The 19,366-nt window shown below is 73.2% G+C and carries 20 protein-coding genes and 1 riboswitch; of the genes, 18 read left to right on the forward strand and 2 right to left on the reverse strand.

The window, feature by feature from the left end:
• Positions 1 to 213 precede the first annotated feature (213 nt).
• Positions 214 to 1,962 carry a M28 family peptidase gene (locus GA0070562_RS19975; RefSeq protein WP_091424356.1) on the forward strand — a complete coding sequence of 583 codons (1,749 nt, stop codon included), beginning with the start codon at positions 214 to 216 and terminating at the stop codon, positions 1,960 to 1,962.
• Positions 1,963 to 2,005: 43 nt separating this feature from the next.
• Here the strand turns inward: GA0070562_RS19975 and GA0070562_RS19980 are convergent, their stop codons facing one another.
• Positions 2,006 to 2,896 carry a septum formation family protein gene (locus tag GA0070562_RS19980; protein ID WP_091424360.1) on the reverse strand — a complete coding sequence of 297 codons (891 nt, stop codon included), beginning with the start codon at positions 2,894 to 2,896 and terminating at the stop codon, positions 2,006 to 2,008.
• A gap of 77 nt (positions 2,897 to 2,973) precedes the next feature.
• Positions 2,974 to 3,861: a septum formation family protein gene (locus GA0070562_RS19985; protein ID WP_091424363.1), complete on the reverse strand. Its 888-nt coding sequence runs from the start codon at positions 3,859 to 3,861 to the stop codon at positions 2,974 to 2,976.
• A 261-nt stretch (positions 3,862 to 4,122) separates the two neighbouring features.
• On the opposite strand from GA0070562_RS19985, the gene rpe reads away from it, so the two are divergent.
• The 17 genes from rpe (at position 4,123) to GA0070562_RS20070 (ending at position 19,284) form a co-directional block, all read left to right on the forward strand.
• Positions 4,123 to 4,803, forward strand: coding sequence for a ribulose-phosphate 3-epimerase (rpe, locus tag GA0070562_RS19990; RefSeq protein WP_013285529.1), 681 nt, complete (start codon positions 4,123 to 4,125; stop codon positions 4,801 to 4,803).
• Position 4,804: 1 nt separating this feature from the next.
• The gene (locus GA0070562_RS19995; protein WP_091424366.1) at positions 4,805 to 5,761 is read left to right on the forward strand and encodes a response regulator; all 957 of its coding nucleotides are present in this window, start codon (positions 4,805 to 4,807) and stop codon (positions 5,759 to 5,761) included.
• Positions 5,762 to 5,834: 73 nt separating this feature from the next.
• Positions 5,835 to 6,007, forward strand: a riboswitch (FMN riboswitch).
• Positions 6,008 to 6,176: 169 nt separating this feature from the next.
• Positions 6,177 to 7,238 carry a bifunctional diaminohydroxyphosphoribosylaminopyrimidine deaminase/5-amino-6-(5-phosphoribosylamino)uracil reductase RibD gene (gene ribD / locus GA0070562_RS20000; protein WP_091424370.1) on the forward strand — a complete coding sequence of 354 codons (1,062 nt, stop codon included), beginning with the start codon at positions 6,177 to 6,179 and terminating at the stop codon, positions 7,236 to 7,238.
• Position 7,239: 1 nt separating this feature from the next.
• A complete protein-coding gene (locus tag GA0070562_RS20005) occupies positions 7,240 to 7,851 on the forward strand; it encodes a riboflavin synthase (protein WP_091424371.1) in 612 nt (203 codons plus the stop codon).
• Positions 7,851 to 8,546: a nicotinamide riboside transporter PnuC gene (pnuC, locus tag GA0070562_RS20010; RefSeq protein WP_091424374.1), complete on the forward strand. Its 696-nt coding sequence runs from the start codon at positions 7,851 to 7,853 to the stop codon at positions 8,544 to 8,546. The genes GA0070562_RS20005 and pnuC overlap by 1 nt, the downstream gene beginning before the upstream one ends.
• The gene (locus tag GA0070562_RS20015) at positions 8,543 to 9,808 is read left to right on the forward strand and encodes a bifunctional 3,4-dihydroxy-2-butanone-4-phosphate synthase/GTP cyclohydrolase II (protein ID WP_091424587.1); all 1,266 of its coding nucleotides are present in this window, start codon (positions 8,543 to 8,545) and stop codon (positions 9,806 to 9,808) included. Before pnuC ends, GA0070562_RS20015 begins: the two co-directional genes overlap by 4 nt.
• Before the next feature lie 4 nt (positions 9,809 to 9,812).
• Positions 9,813 to 10,310: a 6,7-dimethyl-8-ribityllumazine synthase gene (ribH, locus tag GA0070562_RS20020; RefSeq protein WP_091424378.1), complete on the forward strand. Its 498-nt coding sequence runs from the start codon at positions 9,813 to 9,815 to the stop codon at positions 10,308 to 10,310.
• Positions 10,311 to 10,354: 44 nt separating this feature from the next.
• The gene (locus tag GA0070562_RS20025) at positions 10,355 to 10,618 is read left to right on the forward strand and encodes a phosphoribosyl-ATP diphosphatase (protein WP_013285536.1); all 264 of its coding nucleotides are present in this window, start codon (positions 10,355 to 10,357) and stop codon (positions 10,616 to 10,618) included.
• A gap of 43 nt (positions 10,619 to 10,661) precedes the next feature.
• The gene (hisG, locus tag GA0070562_RS20030) at positions 10,662 to 11,507 is read left to right on the forward strand and encodes an ATP phosphoribosyltransferase (protein ID WP_091424380.1); all 846 of its coding nucleotides are present in this window, start codon (positions 10,662 to 10,664) and stop codon (positions 11,505 to 11,507) included.
• Positions 11,504 to 12,466, forward strand: a complete 963-nt coding sequence (locus GA0070562_RS20035; protein WP_091424383.1) for a DMT family transporter — start codon at positions 11,504 to 11,506, stop codon at positions 12,464 to 12,466. Before hisG ends, GA0070562_RS20035 begins: the two co-directional genes overlap by 4 nt.
• A complete protein-coding gene (locus GA0070562_RS20040; RefSeq protein WP_175438802.1) occupies positions 12,463 to 12,936 on the forward strand; it encodes a PH domain-containing protein in 474 nt (157 codons plus the stop codon). Before GA0070562_RS20035 ends, GA0070562_RS20040 begins: the two co-directional genes overlap by 4 nt.
• Before the next feature lie 324 nt (positions 12,937 to 13,260).
• Positions 13,261 to 13,908 (forward strand): translation initiation factor IF-3, encoded by a 648-nt coding sequence (gene infC, locus GA0070562_RS20045; RefSeq protein ID WP_091424387.1) that lies wholly within the window; start codon positions 13,261 to 13,263, stop codon positions 13,906 to 13,908.
• 18 nt (positions 13,909 to 13,926) lie between these two features.
• A complete protein-coding gene (rpmI, locus tag GA0070562_RS20050; protein ID WP_007075851.1) occupies positions 13,927 to 14,121 on the forward strand; it encodes a 50S ribosomal protein L35 in 195 nt (64 codons plus the stop codon).
• 32 nt (positions 14,122 to 14,153) lie between these two features.
• The gene (gene rplT, locus GA0070562_RS20055) at positions 14,154 to 14,546 is read left to right on the forward strand and encodes a 50S ribosomal protein L20 (protein WP_043324928.1); all 393 of its coding nucleotides are present in this window, start codon (positions 14,154 to 14,156) and stop codon (positions 14,544 to 14,546) included.
• Positions 14,547 to 14,578: 32 nt separating this feature from the next.
• The gene (locus GA0070562_RS20060) at positions 14,579 to 15,463 is read left to right on the forward strand and encodes a TrmH family RNA methyltransferase (RefSeq protein WP_091424389.1); all 885 of its coding nucleotides are present in this window, start codon (positions 14,579 to 14,581) and stop codon (positions 15,461 to 15,463) included.
• A gap of 168 nt (positions 15,464 to 15,631) precedes the next feature.
• Positions 15,632 to 16,693, forward strand: a complete 1,062-nt coding sequence (gene pheS / locus GA0070562_RS20065) for a phenylalanine--tRNA ligase subunit alpha (protein WP_091424394.1) — start codon at positions 15,632 to 15,634, stop codon at positions 16,691 to 16,693.
• A gap of 26 nt (positions 16,694 to 16,719) precedes the next feature.
• On the forward strand, positions 16,720 to 19,284 hold the full coding sequence (locus GA0070562_RS20070; RefSeq protein ID WP_091424399.1) for a phenylalanine--tRNA ligase subunit beta: 2,565 nt from the start codon (positions 16,720 to 16,722) through the stop codon (positions 19,282 to 19,284).
• The last annotated feature ends 82 nt before the right edge of the window (positions 19,285 to 19,366 follow it).

The following is a 19,366-nucleotide window of genomic DNA, read 5'->3' on the forward strand; positions in this document are numbered from 1 at the left end:
AAGGAGTTCGTGTCCCCGGGGCCGCCGTGTCCGGACACGAACTCCTTGATCGTCGTGCGGCGAAATGGGGAGGGATGGAACGTGTGCGGCATCCCGGTGGGGGGAGGGGGCCGGTGGGATGTGACAGCCCGTTGACTGTTTGATCGATGCATGTAACTGTTTCGACCACCGGTCCCGGCACCCCCGCCCGCCGAACCCCCACGAGGAGTCTCCATGAGACGCAGAACGCCGACCACGAGCCTCGCGCTCGCCCTCGTCGCCACCCTGACGACGGCGAGCCTGGCCGGCACCGCCTCCGCCGCGCCCGCGACGGCCGCCGCCCCCGCCCCGGCCGTCGCCGCGCTCGCCGCGCCGGACGTCTCCCTGAGCAACATCCAGGCCCACCTCACCCAGTTCAACTCCATCGCCACCAGCAACGGCGGCAACCGGCGCTCCGGCTCGGCCGGCTACACGGCGTCGGTCAACTACGTCAAGGGCAAGCTCCAGGCCGCCGGCTACACGGTCACCGAGCAGAACTGCTCCACCTGCACCTACCCGGGCAACAACCTGATCGCCGAGTGGCCGCAGGGCCCCTCCGACCAGGTCGTCATGTTCGGCGCGCACCTGGACGGCGTCGCCGCCGGCCCGGGCATCAACGACAACGCCTCCGGCTCGTCGGCGCTGCTGGAGAACGCGCTGGTGCTGGCCGCGCAGAACCCGACCATGACCAAGCGGGTCCGGTTCGCCTGGTGGAACGGCGAGGAGCAGGGCCTCCAGGGCTCCAAGCACTACGTCAACCAGCTCAGCTCCACCCAGCGGGGCTACATCAAGGGCTACTACAACTTCGACATGGTGGGCTCGCCCAACGGCGGCTACTTCATCAACCGGATCACCTCGGCCACCGCCGCGCCGCTGAAGGCGTACTGGGACTCGTTCGGCATCTCGCCGGAGGAGAACACCGAGGGGCAGGGCCGCTCGGACGACTACTCGTTCGCCAACGCCGGCATCCAGACCTCCGGCTACGCGGCGGGCGCCAGCTACACCAAGAGCTCGGCGCAGGCCAGCAAGTGGGGCGGCACCGCCGGTGCGGCGTACGACGGGTGTTACCACCGCTCCTGCGACAACACCAGCAACATCAACACGACCATCCTCAACCGGGCCGCGGACGGCGTCGCGTACGCGATCTGGGCGCTCGCGGTCGGCGGCGGCACGCCGTCCAACGACTTCTCCGTCTCGGTGAGCCCCACCTCCGGCAGCGTCGCCCGGGGCGGCTCCACCACCGCCACGGTCAGCACCGCCACCACCGCCGGCAGCGCGCAGACCGTGGCGCTGTCCGCCAGCGGCGCCCCGAGCGGCGTCTCGGTGAGCTTCAGCCCGTCGTCGGTCACCTCGGGCGGCTCGGCCACCATGACCGTCACCGCCTCGTCGACGGCCACCACCGGCACGTTCACGCTCACCGTGACCGGCACCGGCTCGGCCACCCGCACCGCCAGCTACACGCTCACCGTGACCGGTGGGAGCGGCGGCTGCACCGGCGGCCAGCTCATCGGCAACAGCAGCTTCGAGTCCGGCACCACGCCGTGGACGGCCAGCTCCGGCGTGATCACCAACAGCTCCAGCCAGGCGGCCCGCACCGGGTCGTACAAGGCGTGGATGAACGGGTACGGCTCCTCGCGTACCGACACGCTGTCCCAGTCGGTCACGCTGCCGGCCGGGTGCAGCAGCTACACGTTCTCGTTCTGGCTGCACATCGACACGGCCGAGACGACCAGCTCGACCGCGTACGACAAGCTGACCGTGCAGGTCGGCTCGACCACGCTGGCCACGTACTCGAACCTGAACAAGGCCACCGGCTACACCCAGCGCACCTTCAACCTGGCCGCGTACGCCGGTCAGACGGTCACGCTGAAGTGGACCGGGGTCGAGGACTCCTCGCTCCAGACCAGCTTCGTCGTGGACGACGTGACGCTGCAGGTCGGCTGAGCGGTCCCGGGCGGGGTGGGCGCCGGCCCGCCCCGCCCGGGTCTCAGGTGATCGGCAGCGCCTTGGCGCCCGCGCCCCTGACCGATCGGGTCAGCGAGCGTTCGGAGACCCACAGGAAGCACTGCACGCCCCGGTCGCCGTCGCGCCACTGCTCCTCGAACGGGTGGTAGATGATGGTGCCGGCCCGGTACTGCATGTTGCCGTCGTTCGGCAGCTTCGCGTACTTGGCGATCAGGCCGCGGCACGCCTTGTGCGTGCGCAGCGGCGTGCGCTCGAACTCGGCGTAGGTGATGTCCGGTGCCTGGTAGACGCCGACGAACTCGGCGTGGTGCCGGGAGGTGCAGGCCACCGGCCGCATCGACTGCACCTCGTCCTTGCTCAGCTTCGGGTTGAAACAGCCGAACGCGAGCTTCGAGCCGGGCTTCAACGCGCCCCGCAGGCTGCCGGTGCGCTGGGCCACGGCGCCCTCGTCCAGATCGGTGATCTCGGCGACGTCGCAGCGGTACCAGCGGGCCCCGCCGGACCACGCGAGCGCCGAGGGGAACACCACGGCAAGGCGCAGCCGGCCGCCGCGCCAGTCCGCGCCGACGGCCCGGGTGACCTGCCGGGCGCAGTCGGCGTGCGCGGCGCGCATCCCGGCCGAGCCGGTCCGTGGCGGCGCGGAACGCTCCGCCTCCGCGCCGGTCATCGTGCCCACGTGCAGCGTCTCGGTGCGGTGCGGGGTGGCGCAGTCGACCGGCTGGTAGCCGCTGAGGTAGCCGACGTCGGCGACTGTGGGGTGACAGGCCCCGGACTTCGGCACGAAACCGACCGGCGCGGCGAACGCCGGCCAGTCGTCGATCAGGTCGCGGTCCACTCCGGCCGGCGCGGCACAGCCGCCGAGCGCCAGCGCCAGCGCCGCGCCCACGGTGACCGCCACCCGCCATCGCCGCATCCCGACCGACCTCCCCCGCGCATCCGGCGCCGCCCGGTCGACCGGTACGCCTCGGCGGTGCAGCATACGACAGCCGCTCAGGTGACCGGGAGTCCCTCGGGTCCGGCGCCGCGCACCGAGCGGTTCAGCTTGCGGTCGTCACTCCACAGGAAACAGCGCACGCCCCGGTCGCCCTCCTCCCACTCCCGCTGCGACGGCGGGTAGAAGATGGACCCGGCCCGGTACGGCAGTTCGGCGTTGTCCGGCACCTCGGCGAACGCGGCGATGAGCGTCATGCAGCGCCGGTGCGTGGCGGGCGCGCCCCGGGTGAACTCCGCCCAGCTCATGTCGCCTTCCTCGTACACCCCGACGAACTCGGCCCGGTGCGGTTCGGTGCACAGCACCGGGGCCATGTAGTTGAGGTTCTGGCCGATCAGCTTCGGGTCGAAGCACCTGTGCACCAGCGGGTTGTCGCCGACGAGCGCGCCGCGCAGGCTGCCGACCCGGTTGACCGGGCGGGTGTTGTCGATGCTGTCGGTCTCGGCCAGGTCGCAGCGGAACCAGCGGGCGCCGGACGTCCAGGCGGTGACGGTGGGCAGCGCGATGTTCAGGGTCAGCCGGGCGGCGTGCCAGTCCCCGCCGATCATCTCCCGGGCCCGCTGGTCGCACTCCGCGCGCGCGGTCCGCAGCGCGGGTGAGCCCGGTTCCGGGCGTACGCCCTGCGCCGCCGGCCCGCTGAACCGGCCGACGTGCACGGTCTCGGCCAGGTGGCTGCCCGCGCAGTTCACCGTCTCGTACGTGGCGGCGGCCACCACAGTGCTCAGCCGGGGCAGGCACGCCTCGGTCGCCGGGACGAACAGCTGCGGCACCGGCAGCGCAGCCCAGTCGTCGATCAGGTCGCCGTCGGCCCGGTGTGTCTGGGCGCATCCGGCGATCACCGCAGTCACGGCGCCGGCCAGCGCGAGCACGTGGAGCCACCGTCGCATCGTCCGCCCCTTCCGGGAGAGATGACAGCCGGTCGCCACAAGCCCGACCGGCGTCCCCCGCGCCCGGGCGTGCAGCATACGTGACCGTCCCTGTAGGAGTTTCGTCATCTTTCAATCGATCGGCCAGTCACCGGCGACTATTCGTGCCGATTTTCTCTCTGGACGGCCGGATGGTGCACCACCGGTGAATGGGACATCACCACCTGTCACTCCGGGAGACGTGCCGCGACCTCCGGATCACCGCGTTCGTACACTGGCCCGGTGACCGTACCGCCGCCGATCGTCGCGCCGAGCATCCTGGCCGCCGATTTCGCCCGCCTCGCCGACGAGGTCCGTGCCGTGGAGCCCGCCGCCGACTGGCTGCACGTCGACGTCATGGACAACCACTTCGTGCCCAACCTGACCATCGGACTGCCGGTGGTGCAGAGCCTGCGTGCCGTCACCGGGATCCCGTTCGACGTGCACCTGATGATCACCGACCCGCGCCGCTGGGCGCCCGGGTACGCCGACGCCGGGGCGTACAACGTCACGTTCCACGCCGAGGCGTGCGACGACCCGGTGGCGCTGGCGAAGGACCTGCGCTCGGCCGGCGCGAAGGCGGGGTTGGCGATCGACCGGGACACCCCGATCGAGCCTTACCTGGAGCTGCTGCCGAGCTTCGACACGTTGCTGATCATGACGATCAAGGCCGGCTTCGGCGGCCAGCGTTTCCTGCCGCAGCTGCTGGACAAGGTGCGCGCGGCCCGCCGGCACGTCGACAGCGGGCACCTGGAGCTGCGCATCGAGGTCGACGGCGGCATCGCCGCGGACACCATCGAGCAGGCCGCCGCGGCCGGCGCCGACGCGTTCGTCGCGGGCACCGCCGTCTACGGCGCCGACGATCCCGCGGAGGCGGTACGCCGCCTGCGGGGCCTGGCGGAACGCGCGATGACCGGGGCCTGAGATGGACCCGGCCGGCGAGCGACCCGACGTGATCCTCGTCGTCGACGACGACGAGGACATCGCCCGCTTCGTCGAGTTCAACCTGCGCCTGCACGGCTTCGAGGTGCTGCACGCCGCCGACGGCCAGGAGGCGCTGGAGATCATCGAGCGGCAGCGGCCCGACCTCGCGGTGGTCGACCTGATGATGCCCCGCATCGACGGGCTGGAACTGACCCGGCGGCTGCGCGCCGATCCGATGACCTCGGCCCTGCCGGTGATCATGCTGACCGCCAAGGGGATGACCCAGGACAAGGTCAACGGGCTCAGCGTCGGCGCGGACGACTACCTGGTCAAGCCGTTCGACACGCTGGAACTGGTGGCCCGGGTCAACTCCACGCTGCGGCGCAACAAGGAGTTCCGGGAGGTCTCGCCGCTGACCGGGCTGCCCGGCAACAGCCGGATCCGGCGGGAGATCAGCGACCGGGTACGCAACGGCGTCGACTACGCCGTCGGCTACATCGACATCGATCGGTTCAAGAGCGTCAACGACCGGTACGGCTTCGTGCGCGGCGACGAGTTCATCTCGGCGCTGGCCCGCAGCCTGCACCGGGCGGTGGTGTCGATCGGGCTGCCGCCGGCGTTCCTCGGCCACGTCGGCGGTGACGACTTCGTCATCGTCTGCACCCCCGGCCAGGTCCGGCCGCTGACCAGCCGGGCCGTCGTCGACTTCGAGAAGGCCGCGGACGCGCTCTACGACGCGACCGACCGGGAGCGCGGTTTCGTGGAGCTGAAGGACCGGCGCGGCAACATCCGCCGCGCCGCGCTCGTCACGCTCTCCATCGGCGTGTCGCTGTCCGATTCCGGCAAGCGGTTCACCGATCCGCTGGAGGCGATCGCGGTGGCCTCGGAGATGAAGACGGTGGCCAAGAGCCAGCCCGGCTCGTACGTGGCGGTGGACCGCCGGCGCGGTGTCACCTGACCGGTCCTGTGAGGTAGCTCGCCTCTGTGGCGCGCGCCCGGGCGGAACGTGTAAGACTTCCCGTATACCCACCACGCGCTGGCGGGGCTCGGTGAAATTCCGAACCGGCGGTGATCCACGGTCCGACCGTGGTAAGCCCGCGACCCGGACGGCTTCGGTCGGACGGTGGACCTGGTGAGAATCCGGGGCCGACGGTTGGGGTGCGGCTCGTCCGTCCCCAGAAAGTCCGGATGGGAGACAGCGCGCGGAACGGGGGAGGCCCCTGCCGGCCGCTGAGCACCCTCAGCCGCCGCGTGGGCTTCCCGGGGTCGGCGTCGCCGTCCCCGGGTTCTCCGCCGCCGCGTGTCCGCGGCTTTCGTGGCCGTTCCTCCCGAACCCGCCCGCGCGTGACCGGCGAGCGGGAGGACAGGCGGCCATGGCGAGCGTCTCCGTCGACGAGGCGATGCGTCGTGCCATCGAACTGGCCGCGCGCGGCCTCGGCGCCACGAGCCCCAACCCGGTGGTCGGCTGCGTGCTGTTCGACGCCGACGGCGAGGTCGTCGGCGAGGGCTTCCACGCGTACGCCGGCGGCCCGCACGCGGAGATCGTCGCGCTGGCACAGGCCGGCACGCGCGCCCGCGGCGGCACCGCCGTGGTCACCCTGGAGCCCTGCGACCACACCGGCCGCACCGGCCCGTGCAGCCACGCGCTCATCGCCGCCGGGGTGTCCCGCGTGGTCATCGCCGTGCCCGACCCCAATCCGGTCGCCTCCGGCGGCGCGGCCACGCTGCGCGCCGCCGGGGTCCAGGTCGCCCTGGGGGTACGCACGCAGGAGGCCGAGGCCGGCAACGTGGCCTGGCTGACCTCGATGCGCCGCGGCTGGCCGTACGTGATCTGGAAGTACGCGGCCACGCTCGACGGGCGCTCCGCCGCCGCCGACGGCACCAGCATGTGGATCACCTCCGAGGCGGCCCGGATGGACGTGCACGCGCTGCGCGGCACCGTCGACGCGGTGCTCGCCGGGGTGGGCACCGTGCTCGCCGACGATCCCCGTCTCACCGCCCGCAATCTACGCGACGGCACCATGGCCATCCGGCAGCCGCTGCGGGTGGTGGTGGACAGCTCGGGGCGCACCCCGGCCGACGCGCGGGTCCGCGACGGCGCCGCCCGCACCTGGGTGGCCACCGCCGCGGAGGTCGGCGCCGGGCCGGACGGCCGGGTCGACCTGCCGGCGCTGCTCGCGGAGCTGCACCACCGGGGCGTGCGGGCCGCGCTGCTGGAGGGCGGGCCGACGCTGGCCGGCGCGTTCCTCGCCGCCGGCCTGGTCGACCGGATCGTCGGGTACGTCGCGCCGAAGCTGCTCGGCGCCGGCCCGACCGCGCTGCTCGACGCCGGCGTGAGCACCATCGCCGACGCCATCGATCTGGAGATCACCGACGTTACGCGGGTCGGTCCCGACCTGCGGATCACCGCGCTGCCCCGGAAGAGGGAGGCCTGACATGTTCACCGGCATCGTCGAGGAACTGGGCGAGATCGTCCGGAGCACCGAGACCGGCGACGACTCCGCGCTGGTCGCCATCCGCGGCCCGCTCGTCACCTCGGACGCCCGGCACGGCGACTCGATCGCGGTCAACGGCGTCTGCCTGACGGTGGTCGACGTCGACGGCGGCGTCTTCACCGCCGACGTGATGGGCGAGACGCTGCGCCGCACCGCGCTCGGTGCGCTGCGCCCCGGCGACCCGGTCAACCTGGAACGGGCCGCCGCGCTCAACAGCCGCCTGGGCGGGCACCTGGTGCAGGGCCACGTCGACGGCGTCGGCGAGGTCGCCGCCCGGGAGCCGGCCGCACAGTGGGAGACGGTCCGGTTCCGGCTGCCCGCCGGGCTGGCCCGGTACGTGGTGGAGAAGGGCTCGATCACCGTCGACGGCGTGTCCCTGACCGTCGCCGAGGTGGGCGACGACTGGTTCTCGGTCGGCCTGATCCCGACCACGCTGAAGCTCACCGTGCTCGGCACGAAGCGGGTCGGCGACCCGGTCAACCTGGAGGTGGACGTGCTGGCCAAGTACGTCGAGCGGCTGCTCGGCGACCGCACCGGGGGAGGTGCGCGGTGATGGGCCCGCTCGGCTGGCTGCTCGACGCCCAGGTGCACGTGGCCGGCTCGCCGGTGCTGGTCCGGGAGATCGTCGGCAACGGCTTCGGGCTCGCCTCGGCGCTGCTCGGGCTGCGCCGGGTGGTCTGGGCCTGGCCGGTCGGCATGATCGGCAACGCGCTGCTGTTCACCGTGTTCCTCGGCGGCGTCTTCGTCACCCCGCAGGCGCACGACCTCTACGGCCAGGCCGGCCGGCAGGTCTTCTTCTTCGCCGTCAGCGTGTACGGCTGGTGGCGCTGGTCGCGTAACCGGCGCTCCGGCGGTGGGGACGAGCCGGCCGTGGTGCCGCGCTGGGCCACCTGGCCGGAGCGGCTCGGCCTGCTCGTGGCAGCCGCCGTCGGCACCGCCGCCGCTTACCCGGTGCTCGCCGCGCTCGGTTCGTGGGGGCCGCTGCCGGACGCCTGGATCCTGGTCGGCAGCCTGCTCGCCACGTACGGCATGGCCCGCGGCTGGGTGGAGTTCTGGCTGATCTGGATCGCCGTCGACGCGGTCGGCGTACCGCTGCTGCTGCGCGGCGGCTTCTACCCCTCGGCCGCTATGTACCTGGTCTACGGCGCGTTCTGCGCGGCCGGCCTGTACAGCTGGTGGCGCACCTCCCGGGCCGTCGCGACCGCGCCCGCCCCGATCCCGGCGACGTACTCGGAGGCCGCGGCATGAGCACGTTCGGTTCGATCGAGCAGGCGGTGGCGGACATCGCCGCCGGGCGTCCGGTGGTCGTCGTCGACGACGAGGACCGCGAGAACGAGGGCGACCTGATCTTCGCGGCCGAGCTGGCCACGCCGGAGCTGGTCGCGTTCATGGTCCGCTACACCTCCGGATACATCTGCGTGCCGCTGACCGAGGACGAGTGCGACCGGCTGGACCTGCCGCCGATGCACCACACGAACCAGGACCGGCGCGGTACCGCGTACACGGTGACGGTGGACGCCCGGGAGGGCGTCAGCACCGGCATCTCGGCCGCCGACCGGTCGCACACCATCCGGCTGCTCGCCGACGCCGGCACCGACCCGACCGACCTGGCCCGGCCCGGTCACGTGGTGCCGCTGCGCGCCCGCGCCGGCGGGGTGCTGCGCCGTCCCGGGCACACCGAGGCGGCGGTGGACCTGACCCGGCTGGCCGGGCTGCGCCCGGCCGGGGTGCTCTGCGAGCTGGTGAACGACGACGGCACCATGATGCGCCTGCCGGACCTGGAGAAGTTCTGCGCCGAGCACGGGCTGACGCTGGTCACCATCGCGGACCTGATCGCCTACCGGCGGCGTACCGAGAAGCAGGTCGAGCTGGCCGCCGAGGCCCGGATGCCCACCCCGTACGGCGTGTTCCGGGCGCTCGGCTACCGCGCCGAGCACGACCCGGCCGAGCACGTCGCGCTGGTCATGGGCGACCTCGGCGACGGGCGGGACGTGCTGGTGCGGGTGCACTCCGAGTGCCTCACCGGCGACGTGTTCGGCTCGCTGCGCTGCGACTGCGGGCCGCAGTTGCAGGCCGCGCTGGCCCGGGTCGCCGCGGAGGGGCGCGGCGTGGTCCTCTACGTGCGCGGGCACGAGGGCCGGGGCATCGGCCTGCTGCACAAGCTGCAGGCGTACCAGCTCCAGGACCAGGGCCGCGACACCGTGGACGCGAACCTCGACCTCGGGCTGCCGGCCGACGCCCGCGACTACGGCACCGGCGCGCAGATCCTCTACGACCTCGGCGTCCGGACGATGCGGCTGCTGACGAACAACCCGGCCAAGCGGGCCGGTCTGGAGGGGTACGGCCTCACCGTGACCGGCCGGGAGGGCCTGCCGGTGCGGTCCAACCCGGAGAACGTGCGCTACCTGCGCACCAAGCGGGACCGGATGGGTCACCTGCTGGACGGACTGGACGAGGTGACCGAGGCGCCGATGGGCCGCCCGGTCGCCGGTGACGAGATCGGAGCGTAGGGCGATGGCGGGTTTCGGTGAGCCGGGCGTGACCGCGGTGGACGCCGCCGGGATGACCGTCGGCGTGGTGGCCGCCCGGTGGCACGGCGACCTGACCGACCACATGACCGAGCGGGCGGTGGCCGCCGCGCAGGCGTGCGGGGCGCGGGCCGTGGTGGCCCGGGTGGCCGGCTCGGTGGAGCTGCCGGTGGTGGCCCAGGCGATGGCCCGCCGCTTCGACGTGGTGGTGGCGCTCGGCGTGGTGGTACGCGGCGCGACGGCGCACTTCGACTACGTCTGCCAGTCGGTCACCGAGGGACTGACCCGGGTGGCGCTGGACGAGGGCAAGCCGGTGGCGCACGGGGTGCTCACCGTGGACACCATCGAGCAGGCCCGGGACCGGGCCGGGCTGCCCGGCTCGGCCGAGGACAAGGGCTGGTCGGCGACAGTGGCGGCGCTGGACGCCGCCCTGGCCGTCCGCGCTCTGGACGCCCAGTCCGCCCACCGGGTCGGCTTCGCGTGACCCACCCGGCCCGTCACCGGCAGCGGCTGGAAGAATCGCCTTCCGTGAAGACGTTCGAGGAGTTGTTCGCCGAGCTGCAGGCCAAGGCCGCCGCCGGCACCCCGGGCTCGGGCACGGTCGAGGCGCTCGCCAAGGGCGTGCACTTCATCGGCAAGAAGGTCGTCGAGGAGGCGGCCGAGTCGTGGATGGCCGCCGAGCACGAGGGCCCGGAGCGGGCCGCCGAGGAGATCTCCCAGCTGCTCTACCAGGCGCAGGTGCTGATGCTCGCCACCGGCCTGGAACTGAAGGACGTCTACCGACATCTGTGAGTGCCCGTCCGCTGATCATCCGATCGAACGAAGGAGCACTCTCATGCTGCGTGTCGCAGTACCCAACAAGGGCGCCCTGGCCGAGTCGGCCGCCGGGATGCTGCGCGAGGCGGGCTACCGCCAGCGCACCGACCCGAAGGACCTGGTCTGCCGGGACGAGCAGAACGACATCGAGTTCTTCTACCTGCGCCCCAAGGACATCGCCACCTACGTCGGATCCGGCGATCTGGACGTCGGCATCACGGGCCGCGACCTGCTGATCGACTCGGGCGCGCCGGCCGAGGAGGTGGTCGACCTCAACTTCGGTCGGGCCACGTTCCGGTTCGCCGCCCGGCCCGACGACGTCGGCTCGGTCCAGCAGCTCGGCGGGCACCGGATCGCCACCGCGTACCCCGGTCTGGTCGAGCGGCACCTGGCCGAGCTGGGCGTCAAGGCCGACGTGATCCGCCTGGACGGCGCGGTGGAGAACGCCATCCGCCTCGGTGTGGCCGACGTGGTCGCCGACGTGGTGGAGACCGGCGCGACGCTGCGCCAGGCCGGCCTGGTGGTCTTCGGCGAGCCGCTGCTGCGCTCCTCGGCGGTGCTGGTCCGCCGCGCGGGCGCGCCCGGCGGCGCGCAGCAGGAGCAGTTGCAGCGGCGGCTGCACGGCGTCCTGGTCGCCCGCAGGTACGTGATGCTCGCCTACGACGTGCCGGCCGGCCTGCTCGACCGGGCCAGCTCGCTGACCCCGGGCATCGAGTCGCCGACGGTCTCGCCGCTGCACCGGGAGGGCTGGGTCGCCGTGCAGGCGATGGTGCTCCGCGACGACGTGCACCGGATCATGGACGAGCTGTACGAGCTGGGCGCCCGCGCCATCCTGGTCACCAACATCCACGCCTGCCGGCTGTGAGGCCGCTGCCGCTCCCGGCCGCGTTGGCCGTGGTCGTGCTGGGCGGCGTGGCCTCGGCCGCCCAGGGTGCGGTCAACGCAGAGCTGGGGGAGCGGACCGGTGACCCGGTCCTCGGCTCGGTGGTCAACAACCTCGGCGGCTGCCTGCTGGTGCTGGCCGGCCTGGCGGTGCTGCCGTCGATGCGCGCCGGGCTGGCCGGGCTGCGCCGCTCCGGGCTGCCGTGGTGGACGTACCTCGGCGGGGTGGGCGGCGCGGTGATCGTGCTGGTCGCGCCGGTGGTGGTGCCCGTGCTCGGGGTGGCGGTGTTCACGATCGCCCAGGTGGCCGGCGGCAGCCTCGGCGGCCTCGCGGTGGACCGGGCCGGGCTGGCCGCGACCGGCCGGATGCCGCTCACCCTGCCCCGGGTCGGCGGGGCGCTGCTCGGCGTCGGCGCTGTCGCTCTGGCGCAGCTCGGCCGCCCGGTCGGCGACCTGGCGGTCGGGCTGGTGCTGCTCTGCGTGCTGGGCGGGCTGGCGGTGGCCGGGCAGTCCGCGCTCAACGGACGGGTCGCCGCATCGGTCGGTCCGGCCGCCGGGCTCGCTGTCAACTTCGCGGTCAGCACCGTGGTGATCGGCGCGGTCGCGGCGATCACCGGCGCGCTCGTCACCGCGCCCGACTGGCCGACCCAGTGGTGGCTCTACCTCGGCGGCCTGCTCGGCGTCGGCATCGTGCTCACCCTGCTGATCGGGGTACGCGCCGCCGGGGTGCTGCGTACCGGCCTGGCGCTGGTGGCCGGGCAGCTCGGCGGCGCGCTGCTGCTGGACCTGGCGCTGCCCGGCGGCCCCGGTGTCCGGCTGCCGGTGCTGGCCGGCGCCCTGCTCACGCTGCTCGCCGTGGTGGTCACCGGGCTGCGCCGGCGCGGCCCGGACCGTGTGGCGGCCGAAGGCGCGCGCGAACCGGATGGCAGACTGGTCGGGTGAGCGATTCCGTGGTGACCGTGCGACCCCGCCGCGTCCGGGTCGTCTGCTGGGTGTCGGCCGTCACGCTGCTCGTGGTGTTCAGCCTCGTCGCGACGTCGTTGACCGGCGCCACCGGCAACGGCTACGGCACGTTCCAGCGCGGCGACCAGTTCGCCATGATCGGCCTGGGTGTCTTCGGCGCGCTCGGCTTCCTGCTGTTCACCCGCCCTCGCGTGGTCGCCGACGCCAAGGGTGTACGGGTGCGCAACGTGATCAGCTCGTACGAGCTGCCCTGGGAGGTGATCCGCGGGGTCCGGTTCGATCGGGGCGCCCCGTGGGCCAGCCTGGAACTGCACGACGACGACCTGCTGCCGATGGTCGCGCTGCAGGCCGCCGACAAGGAGAGCGCCGTCGAGGCGGTGCGCGCGCTGCGCCGCCTGCACCAGGCACATCTGGCGGCGCTGTCCGCCGGCCAGTCGGCACCCCGCTGACCTGCGAGCCCGGTTTGGGCGGGCCTGGGCCGGGGGTGTAGTGTTGCGGAGTCGACCAGACTGCCCCCGTCCCTGACGAGCGGGCGGTCTTGAAGCGGAGCGCCCGCTCCCACCCGAGTCGCCGCCACGGTGGCCGGGTCCGGTCCCCGGTTTCGGGCACGTCCCGAGGCCGGATGCGCGATCCTGTGATCGTGCCGACCGGTCGAGTGGGCCCTGGCATACGCCGGGGCCTTCTGCTTTCCGGGTCGGCTCCCACCCGGGAGCCCGCGGAGTCGGCACGGAGAAGACTCGACTCGAGGAGGCCCCATCAGCGTCGAACCACGCGTGAACGAGCAGATCCGGGCACGTGAGGTCCGACTGGTCGGTCCTGAGGGTGAGCAGGTGGGCATCGTCCCGCTGGAGCGCGCCCTGCAGCTGGCCGCGGACGTCGACCTGGACCTGGTCGAGGTTGCGCCGATGGCGCGCCCGCCGGTGTGCAAGCTCATGGACTTCGGCAAGTTCAAGTACGAGAGCGCACTCAAGGCGCGCGAAGCGCGGCGTAACCAGCAGCAGACCGTCATCAAGGAAATGAAGCTCCGGCCGAAGATCGACCCGCACGACTACGAGACCAAGAAGGGTCACGTGGTGCGGTTCCTCAAGGCGGGCGACAAGGTCAAGGTGACGATCATGTTCCGCGGTCGGGAGCAGAGCCGCCCGGAGCTGGGTTACCGGCTCCTGCGCCGGCTCGAGTCCGAGATCACGGAACTGGGATACGTCGAGGCCGCGCCGAAGCAGGACGGCCGAAACATGATCATGGTTCTCGCTCCGCACCGGGCCGTGAAGGCCTCCGCGGTCGCCGCCACGGCGTCCCGCGTTGGACCGCGCGACCGGGCTGCGGAGGAACCGGCCGCTCCGGCCGGCGAGACCCCGGCGGCCGGCGAGACCGCAGCAGCCGGTGAGACCGGCACGACCGCTGAGACCAGCGGCCAGTAACAGGGGAGAGACGTTCCAATGCCGAAGATGAAGAGCCACACGGGCATGGGCAAGCGGGTCAAGGTGACCGGCAAGGGCAAGATCGTTGCCCAGCAGGCCGGCCTTCGCCACAACCTGGAGAAGAAGCCCAGCACCCAGACCCGTCGGCTGACCGGCACCGTCGAGCTGGCCAAGGCCGACACCAAGCGCATCAAGAAGCTGCTCGGCCGCTGACGCGAGCCACCTGAACCGAAGAAGGAGTTGAGATGGCACGCGTCAAGCGGGCTGTGAATGCCCAGAAGAAGCGTCGTACCCTGCTGGAGACCGCGAGCGGTTACCGCGGTCAGCGCTCCCGGCTGTACCGCAAGGCCAAGGAGCAGGTGCTGCACTCGATGCAGTACTCCTACCGGGACCGTCGCGACCGCAAGGGCGACTTCCGGCAGCTCTGGATCCAGCGGATCAACGCCGGCGCCCGGGCCAACGGCCTGACCTACAACCGGCTGATCCAGGGCCTGCGCCTGGCCGGCATCGAGGTCGACCGGAAGATCCTGGCCGACATGGCCGTCAACGACGCCGCCTCGTTCGCGGCGATCGTCGAGCTGGCCCGCGCCGCCGTGGCGGCCGAGGGCACCGGTGGCGCCGCGGCCCAGGCCGCCTGACCCACCCCGTACGGCAGATCGAGGCGTCTCCCATGCAGTCACAGTCGCAGGGGAGGCGCCTCGACGCCGTTCCCGGACCGTTCACCCCGCGTACCCCGAGGGTCGTGGCGGCCCGTCGGCTCCAGCGTCGGCGCGACCGCGACCAGACCGGCCGGTTCCTGGCCGAGGGGCCGCAGGCGGTCCGGGAGGCGCTCGTCCGCGCCGGCACCGTGGTCGAGCTGTTCGGCACCCCGGCGGCGCTCGACCGGTACGCCGACCTCGCCGCCACCGCCGCCCGGGCCGACGTGCCGGTCTCCGAGGTGACCGACGACGCGCTGGCCGCGCTCACCGAGACGGTCGCACCGCAGGGCCTGGTGGCGGTCTGCCGGCACCTCGACGTACCCCTGGAGCAGGCCGTGGCGCGCGGCCCGCGACTGGTCGCGGTGCTTGCCGGGATCCGCGACCCGGGCAACGCCGGCACGGTGCTGCGCACGGCCGACGCGGCGGGCGCGGGCGCGGTGGTCTTCGCCGGCGAGGCGGTCGACCCCTACAACGGCAAGTGTGTGCGGGCCTCCGCCGGCAGCCTCTTCCACGTCGACGTGGTGCGGGCCGCCGACCCGCTCGCCGCCGTCGAGGCGCTGCGGGCCGCCGGCCTCACGATCTTCGCCACCACCGGGTACGGCGACAGCGACCTGGACGACCTGGCCGACGCCGGTCGGCTGGCCACACCTGCCGCGTGGCTGTTCGGCTCCGAGGCGCACGGCCTGCCCGACGAGCTGACCGGCGCGGCCGACGCCCGGGTCCGGGTGCCGCTGCACGGGCGCGCGGAGAGCCTGAACCTGGCTGCGGCGGCGGCCGTCTGCCTGTATTCTTCCGCCAGAGCACTGCGTCGGCCCACGGTCACGCACGACACAGCAGGGGAGTCCGCCTCGTCATGAACGCGCCACGGCGTTCGTTTAGCCAGCCCGCCGGTGTCGGCGGGCGGCGGGCCTGACCCTTCCCCCTGCACGACTCCCCACCGGCGGGCTGCGGCGAAGCCGCGCGTCCGTAGACTCGCCTAGCCACCCGCGAGGGTCGGCGCCGCCGTGAGGGAGTGCCCGTTCACCATGAGCTACCGCAACGATCCGTACGACCCGAAGCAGGTCGCCCTGCTCGACCCGGACGCCCTGGCCGGAGCAGTGGCCGACGCCGAGAAGGCGTTCGCCGAGGCCGCCGACCCGGACGCGCTCGCCGCGCTGCGCCCCGCGCACCTCGGTGACCGGTCGCCGGTGTCGCTGGCCCGCCGGGAGATCGGCGCGCTGCCGCCGGCCGCGAAGGCCGACGCCGGCAAGCGGGTCAACGAGGCCCGCAAGGCCGTCGAGTCCGCGTACGCGGCCCGGCAGGAGATCCTGGACCGGGAGCGGGCCGCGCGGGTGCTGGTCGAGGAGCGGGTCGACGTGACCCTGCCGTACGACCGCCGGCCGCGCGGCGCCCGCCACCCGCTGAGCGTGTTGATGGAGCAGATCAGCGACCTGTTCATCGGCATGGGATACGAGGTGGCCGAGGGCCCCGAGGTCGAGCTGGAGTGGACCAACTTCGACGCCCTCAACATCCCCGCCGACCACCCGGCGCGCGGCCTGATGGACACGTTCCACATCGCACCCGAAGGCAGTGGCCTGGTGCTGCGGACCCACACGTCGCCGGTGCAGGCGCGCACCATGCTCACCCGCAAACCGCCGATCTACGTGGTGGTGCCGGGCCGGGTCTACCGCACCGACGAGCTGGACGCCACCCACGCGCCGGTGTTCCACCAGGTCGAGGGCCTGGTGGTGGACAAGGGCATCACCATGGCGCACCTGCGCGGCACGCTCGACCACTTCGCCCGGGCCATGTTCGGCGAGGGCGCGAAGACGCGCTGGCGGCCGCACTACTTCCCGTTCACCGAGCCGTCGGCGGAGTTCGACGTCTGGTTCCCGGAGCACCGGGACGGTCCGCAGTGGGTCGAGTGGGGCGGCTGCGGCATGGTCAACCCGCGGGTGCTGCGCGCCTGCGGCATCGAACCGGAGGTCTACTCCGGATTCGCGTTCGGCATGGGCATCGACCGGACCGTGATGGTCCGGCACGGCGTCAGCGACATGCGGGACATGGCCGAGGGCGACGTGCGGTTCACCCGCGCGTTCGGCGCCTGAGCTACGGGAACGGTGGTTTAACAGTCATGCGAGTCTCTGTCAGTTGGCTGCGGGAGTACGTGGACCTGCCGGCCGACCTGCCCACCGGCGACCTGGAGCAGGCGCTGGTCGACCTCGGCATCGAGGTCGAGTCCGTCGTGGACCTGCGCGAGTCCGTCACCGGCCCGCTGGTCGTGGGCGAGGTCCTGGAGATCGAGGAGCTGACCGGCTTCAAGAAGCCGATCCGCTTCTGCCGGGTCGACGTCGGCGCCGCGAACGGCACCGGCGAGCCGCAGGAGATCGTCTGCGGGGCGCGCAACTTCGCCCAGGGCGACAAGGTCGTGGTGATCCTCCCCGGCGGCGTGCTGCCCGGCGGCTTCGCCATCGGCGCGCGCAAGACGTACGGGCGCAACTCCCACGGCATGATCTGCTCGGCGCAGGAGCTGGGGCTCGGCGACGACCACTCGGGCATCATCGTGCTGCCCGAGGACGTCAAGGCCCAGCCCGGCGACGACGCGCGGCCCGTCGTCGGCCTGGACGACGTCGTGGTCGAGATGGAGATCACCCCGGACCGCGGGTACGCGCTGAGCGTGCGCGGCATCGCCCGGGAACTGTCGCACGCGCTCGGTGTGCCGTTCCGCGACCCGGCCGACGCGCCCGCGCCCGGCGCGACCGCCGAGCCGGCGTACCCGGTGGAGGTTCGTGACCCGGTCGGCTGCGACCGGTTCGCGGCGCGGATGGTGCGCGGCGCCGACCCGACGGTCGAGACGCCCGGCTGGATGCGGCAGCGGCTCACCGTGGCGGGCGTGCGCAGCATCTCGCTCGCAGTGGACATCACCAACTATCTGATGCTCGAACTCGGCCAGCCGATGCACGCCTTCGACGCGGACCGGATCGCCGGGACGCTCGTGGTGCGCCGCGCCGAGGCGGGGGAGAAGCTGACCACGCTGGACGGGGTGACCCGCTCCCTGTCCGCCGAGGACCTGGTCATCTGCGACGAGACCGGTCCGATCTCGCTGGCGGCGGTGATGGGCGGCGAGACCAGCGAGGTGCTCGCCTCCACCACGAACGTGCTCTTCGAGGCGGCGCACTGGGATCCGGCCACGGTCGGTCGTACCGCGCGGCGGCACAAGCTGTTCAGCGAGGCCGCGAAGCGGTGGGAGCGGGGCGTCGACCCGGCGCTGCCGCTCGTCGCGCTGGAGAAGGCGGTCCGGCTGCTCACCGACCTGGCCGGCGGCACGGCCGGCGAGGAGGTGCTCGACATCGACCACGTCGCGCCGCGTACGCCGGTCACGCTGCCGGCGGACCTGCCGTCGCGCCGCGTGGGTGTGACCTACTCGCCGGACCGGGTGGTGGAGCTGCTGGAGCAGGTCGGCTGCACCGTCACCCGCGGCGCCGACCGGCTCGCCGAGGACCCGGGCACGGTCGGCACGGCCGCCGTTGGCGGTTCCGCCGCCGGGGGTGGCGAGGTGCTGACCGTGACGCCGCCGAGCTGGCGGCCCGACCTGACCGACCCGGCCGACCTGGTGGAGGAGGTGGTACGCCTCGACGGCTACGACCGGGTGCCGTCGGTGCTGCCGACCGCGCCGCCCGGCCGGGGGCTGACCTGGCAGCAGCAGCGCCGCCGGGCCGTCGCCCGTTCCCTCGCGGAGCGCGGCTACGTCGAGGTGCTGGCACAGCCGTTCGTCGCGCCGGAGCTGGTCGACCAGCTCGGCCTGCCCGCCGACGACCCGCGCCGCCCGGCGGTACGGCTGGCGAACCCGCTGTCGGAGGAGGAGCCGCTGCTGCGCACCACGCTGCTCGGCCCGCTGCTCGGCATCGTCAAGCGCAACGTCGGCCGGGGCCAGCGGGACGTGGCGATCTACGAGATCGGCACGGTCTTCCACCCGCGTCCGGGCGCGGGCACCCCGCCCGCCATGGGCGTGGACCGGCGACCCACCGACGAGGAGTTCGCCGCCGCCGACGCGGTGGTGCCGGCCCAGCCGCGGCACGTCGCGGTGGCGCTCACCGGCGAGATCGAACCGGCCGGCTGGTGGGGCGCGGGCCGCACGGCCGGCTGGGCGGACGCCGTCGAGGCGGGCCGGGCGGTGCTCGACGCCGCCGGCATCCCCGCCGACCGGGTGACGGTACGGGCCGGCGAGCGGGCCCCCTGGCATCCGGGCCGCTGCGCCGAACTGGTGGTGGACGACGTGGTCGTCGGTCACGCCGGCGAACTGCACCCGGCCGTGCTGGCCACGCTGGAGCTGCCCCGGCGTACCAGCGCCATGGAGCTCGACCTGGACGCGCTGCCGGCCGCGCCGCTGGCGACCGGCCCGACCATCTCCACGTTCCCGCCGGCCCTGATCGACGTGGCGCTGGTGGTGGACGCCTCGGTGCCGGCCGCCGAGGTGCGGGCGGCGCTCGTCGAGGGTGCGGGCCCGCTGCTGGAGGACGTCCGCCTGTTCGACGTCTACACCTCCGAGCAGCTCGGTGAGGGACACAAGTCGCTGGCGTACAAGCTGACGTTCCGCGCCCCGGACCGGACCCTCGCGGGCGAGGAGGCGGTGGCCGCGCGGGACGCGGCCGTCGCGGTCGCCGCCGAGCGCTTCGGCGCCACGCTGCGCGGCGCCTGACGCCCTGCCCGTCGTGGAGTTGCGGCCCGGAATCGGGCCGCAACTCCGCGGCTGGCGAGAGACCCGCCTCATTCCTATGCAC

It is taken from the genome of Micromonospora tulbaghiae (genome assembly GCF_900091605.1).
In the GTDB taxonomy this organism is placed as follows: Bacteria; Actinomycetota; Actinomycetes; order Mycobacteriales; family Micromonosporaceae; genus Micromonospora; species Micromonospora tulbaghiae.

Bases quoted from the DNA above. Each gene is read 5' to 3' on its own strand.
- GA0070562_RS19985 (WP_091424363.1), bottom strand. From the start codon at position 3,861: ATGCGACGGTGGCTCCACGTGCTCGCGCTGGCCGGCGCCGTGACTGCG.
- ribH (WP_091424378.1), top strand. From the start codon at position 9,813: ATGGCGGGTTTCGGTGAGCCGGGCGTGACCGCGGTGGACGCCGCCGGG.
- GA0070562_RS19995 (WP_091424366.1), top strand. From the start codon at position 4,805: ATGGACCCGGCCGGCGAGCGACCCGACGTGATCCTCGTCGTCGACGAC.
- GA0070562_RS20070 (WP_091424399.1), top strand. From the start codon at position 16,720: ATGCGAGTCTCTGTCAGTTGGCTGCGGGAGTACGTGGACCTGCCGGCC.
- pnuC (WP_091424374.1), top strand. From the start codon at position 7,851: ATGGGCCCGCTCGGCTGGCTGCTCGACGCCCAGGTGCACGTGGCCGGC.
- GA0070562_RS20005 (WP_091424371.1), top strand. From the start codon at position 7,240: ATGTTCACCGGCATCGTCGAGGAACTGGGCGAGATCGTCCGGAGCACC.
- GA0070562_RS19980 (WP_091424360.1), bottom strand. From the start codon at position 2,896: ATGCGGCGATGGCGGGTGGCGGTCACCGTGGGCGCGGCGCTGGCGCTG.
- GA0070562_RS20060 (WP_091424389.1), top strand. From the start codon at position 14,579: ATGCAGTCACAGTCGCAGGGGAGGCGCCTCGACGCCGTTCCCGGACCG.
- rplT (WP_043324928.1), top strand. From the start codon at position 14,154: ATGGCACGCGTCAAGCGGGCTGTGAATGCCCAGAAGAAGCGTCGTACC.
- GA0070562_RS19975 (WP_091424356.1), top strand. From the start codon at position 214: ATGAGACGCAGAACGCCGACCACGAGCCTCGCGCTCGCCCTCGTCGCC.
- pheS (WP_091424394.1), top strand. From the start codon at position 15,632: ATGAGCTACCGCAACGATCCGTACGACCCGAAGCAGGTCGCCCTGCTC.
- ribD (WP_091424370.1), top strand. From the start codon at position 6,177: ATGGCGAGCGTCTCCGTCGACGAGGCGATGCGTCGTGCCATCGAACTG.
- rpmI (WP_007075851.1), top strand. From the start codon at position 13,927: ATGCCGAAGATGAAGAGCCACACGGGCATGGGCAAGCGGGTCAAGGTG.
- hisG (WP_091424380.1), top strand. From the start codon at position 10,662: ATGCTGCGTGTCGCAGTACCCAACAAGGGCGCCCTGGCCGAGTCGGCC.
- GA0070562_RS20015 (WP_091424587.1), top strand. From the start codon at position 8,543: ATGAGCACGTTCGGTTCGATCGAGCAGGCGGTGGCGGACATCGCCGCC.